A 13,479-nucleotide genomic window follows, 5' to 3' on the forward strand; every position below is an offset into this window, starting at 1 on the left:
GAGGGTTATGCGATTTGAAATGTTAAGAGTCCAAATTCAACTGCCGCTTTTGGGAAATTTGCGTTTTCATGGCCCGGTCTGCACAATTTCAGCAGGGCAAACCGCTGGATGTCTGTCAGGTTTCCCCACTGGCCGATGCTGATTTCCATTTGCATTTCCCTTGTTTTTTCCTGGAGCATTACGGGGATCTCCCGCAGGTTTTGCCAGCCCGGCTGAGGATCGATTGCTATTTTCATTGCCTGTTTGCCAGTGTGTTTTTCCACCAGACCATTCAGGAAATGCGCATAGCTTGCCGTTTCTGCAGCAGTATCTACAGGCATAAGCGCAAGTTCAATTCTTTCCGACGATTGAAATCCGGCCCATTCTGCCAGTTTAAGTTTAATGCCTGCGGCATCCATTTTAAAGCGTACAAGCATAGGGATACACCTGATGTTTTCCTCCATAAAATCTTCTTCAAACTCAAAGTATTCTATGCCTTTCAGATGTCTGAATTCCGAAGGGGCAGGTTTGTCAAAACCATCAAGAACCGCTTGAACCTCCGGCCGGCAGCTCCCGCAACCCATGCCTGCGCCCGTCAGCTGGCATAACTGCAGATGATCTGTACATCCCTCTTTAATCCTGCTGATCAGGTTCCCTTCGCCAACATTGTTGCAGCTGCAGATGGTTCTGCCGATTACCTGCTCTCTGTTCTTGCCGCTTCTCAGCAGTTGCAGCCTTTTATCGCTCAGTTCCATTTTATTTTCTATAAGGTTGCGGAATTCCAGAAACTCACTTTTGTCGCCAATTAATATGGCGCCCACCAGCCGGTCGTTATGTACAATACATTTTTTATAGTACCGTTTTGCTTTATCAATAAAAATGATCTCTTCGTAGGCCGGATCATTACCGGGTACTTCTGCAATCCCCAGCGAGCAGAGCTCCAGGCTGTGCATTTTGAGAATATTCATCAGCAGGCTGCCCTGATAAATTTTAGCAATATCACCACAGAGAAATCTTGCTACAATATCCGCCTGCTGTTCTGCTGCTGCGGTAATTCCATACATCTGTCCGTAAAACTCTGCTATTTCGCCTATTGCAAATATATCCTTTTCACTTGTCCGAAGGTATTCATCCACTACCACACCCCTTTGACAAGCTATTCCGGCATCCTGCATCAGTTGTGTGTTTGGTACAGTTCCAATTGCAATCACCAGTGTTTCACAGTTGATCAGCAGTCCACTCTTCAGCCTTACGCCAGAGATGCTCGTATCGCCGAGGATACGGTCAACCTCGTCATTATAGAAAATCTCTATACCTTTGCTGATCAGTTCCTCATGGAGAAGCTGGCTGCCCAGATCATCCAGCTGCCGGCCCATTAACCGGGAAATGCGCTGAATGACAGTCACCCTGGATCCGGTATCTGCCAGAGAGGCCGCAAGTTCTATCCCCAGAAGTCCGCCGCCTACGATAACTACTCTACCGCTGGTTGCATCCGTATGTTTTCTAAAATTGTCAGCATCAGTTCTGCTGCGCATGGTAAAGATACCGCTGAGCGAAGGGATATCTTTCAGCACAAAAGCCCTGCTTCCTGTCGCAAGCAGCAGTATATCATACGTATGGGTAACTCCATTGCCATCCGTAACAGTCTTATCCTCCTTGTTGATCCTGTCTATTCCCAGGCCCCGGTGCAGTTTGATCCTGAAATCGTTTTCCTGGCTGTCGCTCATCTTTACAAGATTTTGCCAGGGCAGGGCACCGATGATGTAATCAGGCAGCAGCACCCGGTTGTAAAAGGGGAAGTTCTCATTGCTAAAGATCTCAATCTCATCATCAGTATTCAATGCGCGATAGCTTTTGATGAACCCGCAGGCAGCGGCGCCTGCACCAATCACAATGATCTTCTGTTTCGCTTTTTTATACAGCTGTACCTGAACGGCACTAAACTTGAAATCTGGTTCTTTGCTCAGCGGATCTACCAGGTTGTTGGTCAGGTTATTTACCCGGTTTAAGTCGCTTTTCATAATCAAACCCCAGTGCATAGGCATGAATACCACCCCAGGCTTAATATCATTGGAAAGCTTTGCCTTCAGGCGAACATTGCCGCGCAGACTGTTAACTTCAATCAGGTCGTTATCCGTTATATTCCTTGGCACTGCATCCTTCGGGTTGATTTCGAGGAATGATTCACTGATGTGCTGGTTCAGCTTGTTTACTTTGCCTGTTTTGCTTCTTGTATGCCATTGATCGCGGATGCGGCCGGTAGTTAAAATCATTGGGTGTTGCGGGCTGAGTGGTTCAGACTGGTTTTCGTCGATGGAAGAAATTATATGCGCTTTCTTATCCGCAGTATAAAACTGATGATCGGTAAATAAGCGTGATGTTCCCAACGCTTTCTCGTTTTTTTGATATGGCCACTGCACTGCTCTTTTTTCTTTTAGGATCTGATAATTTAGACCGCTGATGTCAATATGTGTGCCTTCAGTTAGCGCAGCGTGCTCATCGTATATGGCTGATGCATCCTTGAAATCAAAACCGTGGTAGCCCATTTTCTGAGCAAAGCGACAGATAATTTCTGAATCTGCCAGCGCTTCACCCGGCGCTTCAATTACTTTGCTGAGATAAGAAATATAACGGCCTGCATTCGTCATCGTACCTTCTTTTTCTGCCCAGGCGGCGGCTGGCAACACTACATCGGCATATTTCAGGGTTTCAACCTTGTTGCTGATGTCCTGTACTACTACAAACTTTGCTTTCTTCAGGCCTGCTTCGGCCATTCGGACATCGGGCAGGCTGATTAATGGGTTAGTGCATAGAATCCAGATGGCCTTAAGTTTGCCGTTTTGGAGTTCATCAAACATTTCTGTAGCGGTAAGCCCGGGCCTGGGCTGAATAGTTCCCAGAGGGATCTGCCAGAATTTCTCCACCTCATTTCTGTCGTTTTCATCCGCCAGTATACGGTGTGCAGGAAGCAGGTTGCTCAGGCCGCCAACTTCCCTGCCGCCCATGGCGTTTGGTTGTCCGGTAAGGGAAAAGGGACCGCTTCCGGTTTTACCGATATGTCCTGTAATGAGGTTTAAATTAATCAGTGACAGGTTTTTATGTGTTCCGATCACGCTCTGATTCAGCCCCATTGTCCACATCGTGATAAATGCTTTAGCACTTCCGATGAAAGATGCTGCCAGGCGTATATCACTTTCCTGAACACCACAGATGGCGGCGGCCTCCGGCAAAGATTTTTTTGAAACCGCTGACAGGTAATCTTCAAAACCCCGTGTGCTGTTTCGGATAAAGTCAGCATCAATCTTTCCATCCTCTATAAGGCATCTGCCAATAGCATGGTGGAGCGTGATATCCGTGCCGGGGTTTAACTGGAGATGTACATCTGCCAGGGCGCAGGTTTGTGTCTTTCTGGGATCACTCACGATGATCCTCAGTGCTGGGTTTTGCTGTTTGGCAGCTTCAACCCGTCGCCACAGGATAGGGTGGCACCAGGCCGGATTTGCTCCTGCAACAAAAATGCAGTCGGCCCTCTCAATATCATCATAGCTAACCGGTACAATATCCTCACCCAGGCTCATCTTATAACCTACAACCGCACTGCTCATGCACAGTCTGCTATTGGTGTCAATATTATTGCTGCCGATAAATCCTTTCATCAGCTTATTTACTACATAATACTCTTCTGTAAGGCACTGGCCGCTGGCATAAAACGCAACACTGTCCGGTCCGTGCTTGGCGATCAGTGCATTGAAAACTGCAGCAGTTCTTGTGAGCGCCGTATCCCAGCTGACTCTTTGCAGTGGCATATTTTTGTTGTACCGCATTTCCGGGTAAAGGAGCCTGTCACTTTTGTCATTTGCGGTATGATGAAGGTTCATACCTTTGCTGCACAACATGCCTTTATTTACGGGATGGCTCTGGTCACCTTCCACAGTAATCCTGTCGTGGGTATCCTTACTGACCACAATGCCACAGCCTACGCCGCAATAACAGCAGGTAGTTGTGTGGTTTACCGGTATGTTTTTATCCTCTTCCAAAGCTGAATATTAGATATGCCCAAAAATTTGACTATTATTTGCCTGTGCTCAGTACCAGCTCTTCAATACCGGCTCTTTTATGCGCCATTACCGTTCTGAATATTAATACAGCTACACCGATTCCCAGTATTATAAAACCGAGCAGGGAGAAGGCACTGGTATAATCGATCAGGTCTTTCTGCACTGTCAGTCCCTTTTCAGTTACTGCTTTGGACGCATGGACTGCTCTGGCCTTAAACATAAAAGCGATCAGCATGGCCCCGATATTGCCTCCGGCACCAACAATGCCGGCTACACTTCCCACGGCAAGCGGGTTGATGAAAGGGACAAGGCTGTATGTAGCGCCGTTGGCCATTTTGAGACTCAGTCCAAACACGAACATCATAAAGATGCACATGCCGATGCTGCCAGACTTTGCAAACCAGATAATGCCTGCGCCTTCAATTAGCAGCAGAACTGCGAGTAACATTGTTTTACCGTTAAAGCCATAGTTTTTGCCAATCTGATCGGCAACAATTCCCCCGAGTGGCCTCGCGAATACATTGATCCAGCCGAAGATGCCGGCAACCATTCCTGCTACAGCTATCGTTACGCCGAATGAGTCGGTAAAAAAGATAGGAGCGAAATTATCCACGGTAATTTCCACGCCGAAACAGGCTGCATACGCTATGGTTAAAATCCAGGTGCGGTAATCTCCCGCAGCGATCAGGAACGTGTTTTCTTTGCTTTTTACTGCGTCGTCCCTGAGGTTTTTAAAATCTCCCATTGGACTGTCAAGTGTATACCGGTGGTATAAAAAGGCACAAAGCAGAAGCATTACCCCCGGTACTATCATAGCAAAGCGCCAGCTATCGGCTGCACTGCATAAGCCCAGCGCGGTAAATCCGGAAGCTATCACCGGCATAAACAGGTTTGCGGCTCCTCCTCCGGCATTGCCGAATCCTCCCGCTGTTGCGTTGGCTGTGCCCTTGATAACGGGGGCGAACATAATTGAGGTATGAAATTGGGTGATTACAAAAGAGGCGCCAATTACACCTATGGCCAGCCTGAATAATAAAAAAGAAGTATAGGATTGGCTTGTGCCGATAAGCAGTACCGGGATGGCAGTAAGGATCAATAGCCAGGTGTAAACTATTTTGGGGCCAAACTTGTCTACCAGTCTTCCAATAAGCAGCCGGGCGATAATCGTTGCAGATACAGAGGCGATCTGAATATTGCCAACCTGATCTTTGGTCAGCTGGAGTTGCTCCCTGGCAATTTTCATCAGGGGTGCCATACCAAACCAGGCAAAGAAACAAAAGAAAAAGGTGAGCCAGGTTATGTGAAATGTTTTCATCTGAACACCCTTCAATGAGAAAATATTCAGCTTATCAAGTGGAGCAGCGTAAGAGTTCATAGTAATCGGTTAAGCGTGAAATAAAATTTGTGGTTCTTAAAATTTATAGCCTAAGCCAAGTCCGGGGTTCCATTTTCCATTTTTGACTGCTGTTTTTGCGTTATAATAGAAAGGTAATTGTAAAGCAAGGTGTTTGAAGGCCGCTGTGATGCCAAAGCCAAGGTTCGGCGTCAGCATACTGTTTTTTGTGGCTCCCGGAGCAACTTTATCCTCTTTTATCCTCAGGCTTGGAAGTAGGCCCAATAAAAGGGCGTATGGCTTTTTGCTGAATTTTATACTTGGACCGGTACAATTGACAAATGCGCCGTGATCAACGTATCCAGCTACAAGATAGCCATCAAATAATACCGCTTTGGTTTGCGATCGGGCAGAAAATGATAACATAGTAATAGCCAGGCAGCCATATAAGGCTGCATTAAATCGTTTCTTCATACTGAGTTTTCTGAGAGGTTTTTTAGCTTAAAAGTTTGGTGTGGTACAGATATAAACGCTGCCGTTTTCTACCTTTACGGGGTAAGTTTTAATCGCACATTCATCACCGCTCAAACATTCTCCGGTAATCAGGGAGAACGTTTTTTTGTGAAAGGGACATGCTACTTTAGGTTCGTCTGTAGCTGATCCAATCATTCCGCGGCTGAGTGCCATCTGCTTTCGGTGCGGGCACTCATTCTGTGTGGCAAACCATTCGTTTCTCCTGGTAAAATAGAAGAGGGCGATCTGGTCATCACCATTTTTCACACATACGCCGCCATTTTCTACCGCGTCCCCGACCCGGCAGGCTTCTAACCATGTAGTGGATGTTTCTGTCATCTTATAAGTTTTAGGTTGGTAATTGGTTGGTTATATTTGGTTAGCTATATTCCATTCTGCGGTCTTCTTCTGACCGCGCATTTCTACAAATTCTATAGTGGGGTCTTTTTCTTCCGGTGCGTTCACAAAGTGTGAGAACCTTTTTCTGATGGCCGGATTCTGTACGGCTTCTTTCCATTCGCACTGGTAGGAGCTGATCAGGTTGCTTATCTCATACTCCCATTGCTGTGCCATCCCAAGGCTGTCATTAATGATAACGTTGCGGAGGTAATCGATGCCGCCTTCCATCTTGTTTAGCCAGGTAGCCGTTCTGGTAAGCGGATCAGCTGTACGGATGTAGAACATCAGGAACCGGTCGATATATCTGATACATGTTTCGCTGTCCAGATCTGTTGCAAAAAGCAGCGCATGTTGTGGTTTGCTCCCTCCATTTCCGCAAACATAAAGGTTCCAGCCTTTTTCTGTGGCTATGATTCCGAAGTCTTTACTTTGTGCTTCTGCACATTCCCTGATGCATCCGCTTACTGCAGATTTAAATTTATGCGGTGCACGGATACCCCTGTAGCGCTCTTCAATACGAATTGCAAAACTTACACTGTCATGCAGTCCGAATCTGCACCAAGTACTGCCTACACAGCTTTTTACTGTTCGGAGACCCTTACCGTAAGCATGTCCGCTTTCGAAACCCGCCGCTATTAACTCTTCCCAGATCACAGGCAGGTCATTGACATGTGCACCAAACATATCGATTCGCTGGCCGCCTGTAATCTTGGTATAGAGGTTATACTTTTTAGCTACTTCGCCGATGACAATCAGCTTGTCCGGCGTAATTTCGCCACCCGGAATCCTTGGTACAACGGAATAAGAACCGCCCTTCTGGATGTTGGCCAGGAAACGGTCATTGCTGTCCTGGGCTACATCATTTCCCTTTTTTAGGATCATCTCATTCCAGAGACTGGCGAGCAGGGAGGATACCAGAGGCTTGCAGACTTCACAACCGTCATTTTTACCCAGCACGTCAAGAACCTCATCATAGCTTTTCAGCTCATGGATATGTATCAGATCAAACAGTTCCTGCCTGCTGTAATTGAAGTGTTCACAGATGACGTTTTTGATATATTTGCCCTGTGATTTTAAAGTGTAAGTAACCAAATCTTTAATCATAGGCACGCAGCCGCCACATCCTGTACCTGCTTTTGTACATTTCTTTATATCATCAATATTTTCACAATTTGCCTCCGTTACTGCCAGGCAGATATCACCTTTGCTGATCCCTTCGCAACTGCAGATCAGGGCAGCATCAGGTAATGCGGTTATTCCCGCTCCAGTGGATCCAGCATCGCTCTCTGCGCGGCCACCCAGGATGAGTTCTTCAGGGTTTTCTGATAGTGCGATCCTGTTGTTAGAAGTCTGCAACAGCAGGTTATATGCTGAAGCATCTCCAATGAGTATACCTCCGAGAAGGTACTGCCCGTCGTTGCTTATATTAATTCGTTTGTAAATACCTTTATGTTTGTTCTCAAAAATAATGGTACGGCAGTGTGGCTCAGAAATGAAATTATCACCGAAACTCGCTACGTCTATGCCGATCAGTTTCAGCTTGGTGCTCATGTCATAGCCTGTGAAAGTTTTGCTGATTGCGCAGAGGTTTGAAGCCAGCACTTCAGCCATCTCATATCCGGGAGCAATCAGGCCATAGATCATGCCCTCGTATAAAGCACATTCACCAATAGCAAATATTGAGGGATCACTGGTCTGCATATTCTGGTCAACAATAATACCACCCCGGGAACCCAGTTCAATACCGCAGGCCGCGGCCAGTTCATCTCTTGGTTTAATGCCTGCGGAGATCACCAGCATATCCACCTCCAGCGTTTCACCGTCATTGAACATAAGCGCCGTTATACTATCCTCACCTTCAATGCCTGTGGTATTTTTGTTCAGGTGGATCTTTAATCCCAGATCTTCCAGTTTTGATTTGAGCATATCGCTGCCGGCGTTGTCAATTTGCCTTGGCATCAGTCGCGGGGCAAATTCCACTATACTTGTTTCCTCAAGCCCAAGGTCGATCAATGCCTTTGCAGCTTCCAGGCCAAGTAACCCACCACCTATGACTGCGGCTTTGACAGCTTTTTGTGCATACGCGCTAATGAGGTCGAGGTCTTCCAATGTCCGGTAAACAAATACTCCATCTTTATAAATGCCAGGGATAGAAGGTACAAAAGCGCCGGAGCCAGTTGCAAAAACCAATATATCATAGGAATATTCCGTTCCGTTTGCGGCATAAACAACCTTGATTTCCCGGCTTATTTTTGTTACAGGGTTACCCAGGAGCAAGGTGATGTTTTGCTCTTCGTACCAGCTTTCCGTAGAAAGAGAAAGATCATCCGCAGTTTTGCCGCTGAAGTATTCACTCAGGTGTACACGGTCATATGCCCTGCGTGGTTCCTCTCCAAAGACAATGATTTCGAAAGCCTGGGACTTTGCTCTGAGTTTTTCACAGAATTTGTATCCCACCATTCCATTTCCTATAACAATTACTTTTGGCTGTTTCATAAACTTTGGCGTTTGTTGGTGTGGTCTTTTGTTTTTTTATAGTTTTTCTGGGAGAATGGGTGACTATTGTAGAATATATCTTAAAATTAAGGCTTTTCTTTATTTCGTTCCGTTAAAATATGATTTATGATATTCAAATGTAGTTAAATATTCAATAATTCAAAGCATTACATGATATTTATCATAAATAATTCATAATTTCAATAATTATTGTTGACTTTTATACCATATCATATAAAACCTCGCATTTATGGAACACAATATTGGTGATTATGGGCTTTTTATCGTTGGAGCAGGGCCTGGTGATCCGGAATTAATTACTTTAAAGGCTTATAATGTCTTAAAGCGGGCAGATGTTATTCTTTATGACAACCTATGCAATAAAGCTTTATTGGAGATTGCTCCTCAAAGCTGTAGAACCATTTATGTAGGCAAGCAGCCTTACCGGAGTTGTACTCCCCAGGAAACAATTAATGAGCTGATAGTACGCTATGCGAGTACGTTTAAAGTGGTAGTACGGTTAAAGGGGGGCGATCCGTTTATTTTTGGAAGAGGCTTCGAGGAACTGCTGTTCGCTGAGGCGCAGGGGATCAAAGCAAAATATATTCCTGGTATCAGCAGCATGCAGGGCTCGGGTTTTGCAGACATCCCGCTCACACATCGCGGTATCAGCGAAAGTGTGTGGATCATAACAGCAACAAAAAAAGATGGGAATTTGTCCAAAGACCTGAAATGTGCAATGAACAGCTCTGCTACAGTAGTTATCTATATGGGAATGACTAAACTTGCAGAAATAGCTTCACTGTATATTGAGAATGGAATGGGTGCCGTGCCGGCAGCAATTATTCAATATGTGTCACTACCCCATCAAAAACAGGCGGTCTGTGAAGTGCAGGATTTGCAAAAAGCGGCCCTAAAAGAAGGTTTAAGCAATCCTGCCATCATAGTGATCGGTGATGTTGTAAAAGCCAGGGAAATATTTTACCAGGGAAATCAGGCAAAGCTGGTAGGATAATACGTAATATTTCAATTGCCTGCCCTGAGTTTTTTCAACTTCGTCCGGGTTTCCGGATTATCCTGGATGGCCAGGGCTTTTGAATAATATTCAATGGCTTTCTTTTGATCCGATATGCTGGCGTAGTAGTTACCCATGCTGTTATAGGCACTGAAGCTTTTTGGATAATTACGAATGTTTAAGCTGAACAGTGCATGAGCCCGTTCCGGCTGGTTGACGGCCAGTAAATATATTCCCGTGTTGTTGATATAGGGTTCCGGCGGCAGAACGGTAACGCCAGCTTTATTTGAAAACCTTTGATAATGTTCAGCTATAAACTGTTCTATATTTATCCCGGAATTAGGATCGGAGAGCGCGTTGATTTCACCCTGGCTGAGCCCAAAACCCTGGTAAAGAGTGTGAAGGGCATCGTATTCTGCAATGAGCGGTACAGAGCCGTGATTGTCATCATTATAATATTTGCAGGCATACTGCAATCCATTAGCCGGGCGATTTTTAATAACTTTGTCCAGGGCAAGGATAGCTCTGATATGTTCGCTGTCACCTGAGGTATCGCTGATTACTTTAGTGGTATCCATACCTGTGGTCATTGTATTGGCAATACCTACAAACAATGACTTACGCTCAAATTTCTTATTCGCCATTGCTGCTGGTGTTTCATTTAATAACTTACGGCTATGCCACCACATGCTGGGATCAATAGCTATGTACTGATTGAATAATTCCGGATGATGAACTAATATATTCATTACTGTAAGACCGCCAAATGAGTGTCCGATAATAGCTCTCTGTGGAGAAGGCGCATAAAGGGAATCTATATGGGGCATCAGTTCTTTTTCAATGAATGCGGCAAATTTTTCACCGCCCCCTGATTTTTCAAACATTGGATATTTTTTCCCCTCAGGTCCGGTGAGTGCGTTTGTAGGGGTCAGGTCTCTTGTCCTGTTCTTGTTGGGTATTCCCACCACGATCATCTCCGGCAACACAGAATTGCCATTGATCTCGCTGAGTTGCTGGATCATGCCGGTAACTGAGCTGAAATGACTTTCGGCATCCAGTAAGTAAAGTATCGGATAATGTTGCTTTTGATATTTTGTATCGCTGGCAGAAGCGGGCAGGTAAATCCATACCTTTCTGTTTTCGTTTAAAATTTTGGAATGAATGCTATCCACTTTGCCAATCACCAGGCTGCCATTTTTTACCGTTTGTGCAGTTGCGGTGACGAGTGGGGACAGGAAGAGTATAAAAAAAAGGAATTTTTTCATTGGGATAAAATATAATCAGCAAATAGCCAGGCCTAATTTATTTAATTATTCTCCAAAAGCTGTTGTTCCGTTGCCAGATTCCAAATTTTAAAGATAAAGCCTTTGCAGGAAAATTGCTCCGTCGATCTAAAAATAGCTGAATATAAGCTCATTTTACTGATTACCTCTTCTTGGCACCATTTTTAGACATAATTAAGTATGACAGCTATAAATAACATCCAGCCCTTAAGTCCTGAAGCAGTATTTGATCTTTTAAAAGTAGAATTCTCTGAATATGTAAATAATGCACTGGGTTCAAACCTGAGTGTAGAATTTGCGCATGTTGCTGATATTGTAAACATCTCTTTTCCAGAGGTGATCGAAGGCACGGTTTTTACTTTGACAATCTCTGATGATAGTATCGAAGTTTCAAAAAACGAGACCGAAGGCGACTACAATACAGACTTACTTGAAGAGCAGTTAAACGCGTTCCTGACTGTTAAAGCAGGATAAAGATTGACTGTAAATGATCATTAACAAGGGAAATCCCGTTTGATCATTCAGATAATATGCTCACAGAAAAAGTGCTAAACTGAATGCTTAGCACTTTTTTTATAGGCGTGATTTTAGGAGGTATAATTACTCTTTTGGTTTTAATTTTCCTGAATCATAGACCACATCTCCATTCACGATCGTTAAAAGACTCTCCGTTTCCATCAGTTCTGGGATACTCACGGTAAAAATGTCATTAGATAATACCGCCAGATCAGCGAATTTACCTACGGTCAGTGTTCCCTTATTTTGCTCTTCAAATTCTGCATAGGCCGAAGTCAGTGTATAGGCAATGACTGCTTCCTCCCGTGTAATTGCTTCGGATGGCCGCATCGGATGAGTAGTTGCAAGCATAATATTTAGAAACGGATTGAACGGACCATCTGAGCCTATTGCCAAAGGTATGCCTGCGTTGAGCAGTGTTTTCAAGGCCATACCATGAGTCGCCAGCGGTGCTCCAGAAGTAGTGCTGCCTGTTTGTAAATCCGACTGTTTATTGTTCTCCGCAGGTAGCGGAGCATCGGAGGGAATACTGGTTGAGCGGGAAAATGGCTGCATGCCGGGCACAGGAGCAAAATGCGTCGGGTTTTGAACGATAATCACCCCTAACTTACGTGCCTTATCCAGATATCCCGGGCTGTAGTCAATCTCATCACCATGTTCAAACCGCGGGCGAATGGCTTTCCAGTTTACATTCATGCCCGTCATCAGGTCTAAAACTTCGCCTATGGTCTTGCTCCCCCCTATATGAAAACAGATCTGGTCCTTTCTCGATAGGGCTTCGCGGCACATCTTTTCTATTTCCGGGATCGTGTAATTCATTTTTCCATGCCAGTCGCCCTTACCCGGATAGGCATCGATGTTAGCAGCTCCCTGCTCCAGGGGAGTCCCCTCCAGAAGCCATTTTGTACCACTTACAGTAATAAAAGGCATCCCTGGGATAGCTCGCGGCAACTCTTTGGAGGGGATGTTTAGCGTACCATCAGCATCCATATCTGCCCAGCGGATCAGCCGGAGACGGAAAGGCAATCCGGCCCGTTTCCATATATTTATATAATCTGCGGCCCTGGCACCCGTGCACATATTCTGATAACTGGTGATACCTGATTTAAGCATTGCCTGCGACAGCCCTTTCAGCTTACCGATCAGCATTTCATTATCACCTAAAGCCATTATTTTTTGATAACTCGTATGCGGCCAATATGCATTTTTTTCGAATGCTTTGCCGGTTAATGTCTGATGATCAGGCATACGCTCGTATGAACCGCCCTTAGGATCAGGCTGTGTGACTGAGATGCCGAATTTGCTGAGAGCCGAGGTGCTGAATATCCCCACGTGCCCCCACCATGAAAGTAGTAAGATAGGGTTATCAGGTGCTAATTTATCCAGTACAAAGCGGTTTGCATCAGGAGTATTTATAATGTCTAAACCTATAGTTGCCTGGATGAACTGGCCCTTGGGCGTTTTTCTGACGGCAATCCTGAGAGAATCTACCAGCGATTGCCAGGAAGGGTTAAGGCCGGGCAGATCGATAAATGTGGACTTCAATGCATTGGGTAAATGGTTATGTGCATCATTAAAGCCAGGTACAACAAGTTTACCCTGAAGGTCTATCCTTCGGGTCCCGGCCGCCCTGAATTTTTCAATTTCTGAATTGCTACCGGCAGCGATTATACGGCCTTCCCTGACCGCAAGGGCTTCAACATATAACTTCGAGGTGTCTGAAGTAAATATCCTTCCATTTACAAGTATCAGATCAGGATGCTGCGCATCGGCAGCTACGGAAAACAGCAGCATAAAAACTGAGAACAACAGAATGAAGTTTGAAAAAAGTTGCAGAAAATTAAGGATTGGCATGCAGACAAGTGCGACTAATACTTTCATAATATT

The 13,479-nt window shown here is 45.1% G+C and carries 9 protein-coding genes; 2 read left to right on the top strand and 7 right to left on the bottom strand.

The annotated features are described in order from the left end of the window. Nucleotides 1-5 precede the first annotated feature (5 nt). From ABWY16_RS12200 to nirB, 5 genes are read right to left on the bottom strand one after another with little or no spacing between them, the layout of a single operon-like run. A complete protein-coding gene (locus tag ABWY16_RS12200; RefSeq protein WP_353904920.1) occupies nt 6-4,016 on the bottom strand; it encodes a nitrate reductase associated protein in 4,011 nt (1,336 codons plus the stop codon). Nucleotides 4,017-4,050: 34 nt separating this feature from the next. Further along, the gene (locus ABWY16_RS12205; protein ID WP_353904921.1) at nt 4,051-5,412 is read right to left on the bottom strand and encodes an MFS transporter; all 1,362 of its coding nucleotides are present in this window, start codon (nt 5,410-5,412) and stop codon (nt 4,051-4,053) included. Between the two features lie 36 nt (nt 5,413-5,448). Next, nucleotides 5,449-5,844 carry a hypothetical protein gene (locus ABWY16_RS12210; RefSeq protein ID WP_353904922.1) on the bottom strand — a complete coding sequence of 132 codons (396 nt, stop codon included), beginning with the start codon at nt 5,842-5,844 and terminating at the stop codon, nt 5,449-5,451. A gap of 27 nt (nt 5,845-5,871) precedes the next feature. Beyond that, nucleotides 5,872-6,222: a nitrite reductase small subunit NirD gene (gene nirD, locus ABWY16_RS12215; RefSeq protein WP_353904923.1), complete on the bottom strand. Its 351-nt coding sequence runs from the start codon at nt 6,220-6,222 to the stop codon at nt 5,872-5,874. A 30-nt stretch (nt 6,223-6,252) separates the two neighbouring features. After that, on the bottom strand, nt 6,253-8,778 hold the full coding sequence (gene nirB / locus ABWY16_RS12220; RefSeq protein ID WP_353904924.1) for a nitrite reductase large subunit NirB: 2,526 nt from the start codon (nt 8,776-8,778) through the stop codon (nt 6,253-6,255). 250 nt (nt 8,779-9,028) lie between these two features. On the opposite strand from nirB, the gene cobA reads away from it, so the two are divergent. Continuing rightward, entirely contained in the window at nt 9,029-9,793 is a 765-nt protein-coding gene (gene cobA / locus ABWY16_RS12225) for a uroporphyrinogen-III C-methyltransferase (RefSeq protein WP_353904925.1), read from the top strand. An 11-nt stretch (nt 9,794-9,804) separates the two neighbouring features. Here the strand turns inward: cobA and ABWY16_RS12230 are convergent, their stop codons facing one another. Continuing rightward, nucleotides 9,805-11,058, bottom strand: a complete 1,254-nt coding sequence (locus ABWY16_RS12230) for an alpha/beta hydrolase-fold protein (RefSeq protein ID WP_353904926.1) — start codon at nt 11,056-11,058, stop codon at nt 9,805-9,807. Nucleotides 11,059-11,256: 198 nt separating this feature from the next. Between ABWY16_RS12230 and ABWY16_RS12235 the strand changes: the two genes are divergently transcribed. Next, entirely contained in the window at nt 11,257-11,550 is a 294-nt protein-coding gene (locus tag ABWY16_RS12235) for a hypothetical protein (RefSeq protein ID WP_353904927.1), read from the top strand. 126 nt (nt 11,551-11,676) lie between these two features. Here ABWY16_RS12235 and ABWY16_RS12240 read toward each other — a convergent pair whose 3' ends face one another. Beyond that, nucleotides 11,677-13,473, bottom strand: a complete 1,797-nt coding sequence (locus ABWY16_RS12240; RefSeq protein ID WP_353904928.1) for an amidohydrolase — start codon at nt 13,471-13,473, stop codon at nt 11,677-11,679. Nucleotides 13,474-13,479: the final 6 nt, after the last annotated feature.

Source organism: Pedobacter sp. (assembly GCF_040513095.1).
Lineage (GTDB): Bacteria > Bacteroidota > Bacteroidia > Sphingobacteriales > Sphingobacteriaceae > Pedobacter.

What these genes read in the sequence shown, in the direction of transcription:
- ABWY16_RS12205 (WP_353904921.1), bottom strand. Translation starts at nt 5,412, where the DNA reads ATGAACTCTTACGCTGCTCCACTTGATAAGCTGAATATTTTCTCATTG.
- ABWY16_RS12235 (WP_353904927.1), top strand. Translation starts at nt 11,257, where the DNA reads ATGACAGCTATAAATAACATCCAGCCCTTAAGTCCTGAAGCAGTATTT.
- nirD (WP_353904923.1), bottom strand. Translation starts at nt 6,222, where the DNA reads ATGACAGAAACATCCACTACATGGTTAGAAGCCTGCCGGGTCGGGGAC.
- cobA (WP_353904925.1), top strand. Translation starts at nt 9,029, where the DNA reads ATGGAACACAATATTGGTGATTATGGGCTTTTTATCGTTGGAGCAGGG.
- ABWY16_RS12210 (WP_353904922.1), bottom strand. Translation starts at nt 5,844, where the DNA reads ATGAAGAAACGATTTAATGCAGCCTTATATGGCTGCCTGGCTATTACT.
- ABWY16_RS12230 (WP_353904926.1), bottom strand. Translation starts at nt 11,058, where the DNA reads ATGAAAAAATTCCTTTTTTTTATACTCTTCCTGTCCCCACTCGTCACC.
- nirB (WP_353904924.1), bottom strand. Translation starts at nt 8,778, where the DNA reads ATGAAACAGCCAAAAGTAATTGTTATAGGAAATGGAATGGTGGGATAC.
- ABWY16_RS12240 (WP_353904928.1), bottom strand. Translation starts at nt 13,473, where the DNA reads ATGAAAGTATTAGTCGCACTTGTCTGCATGCCAATCCTTAATTTTCTG.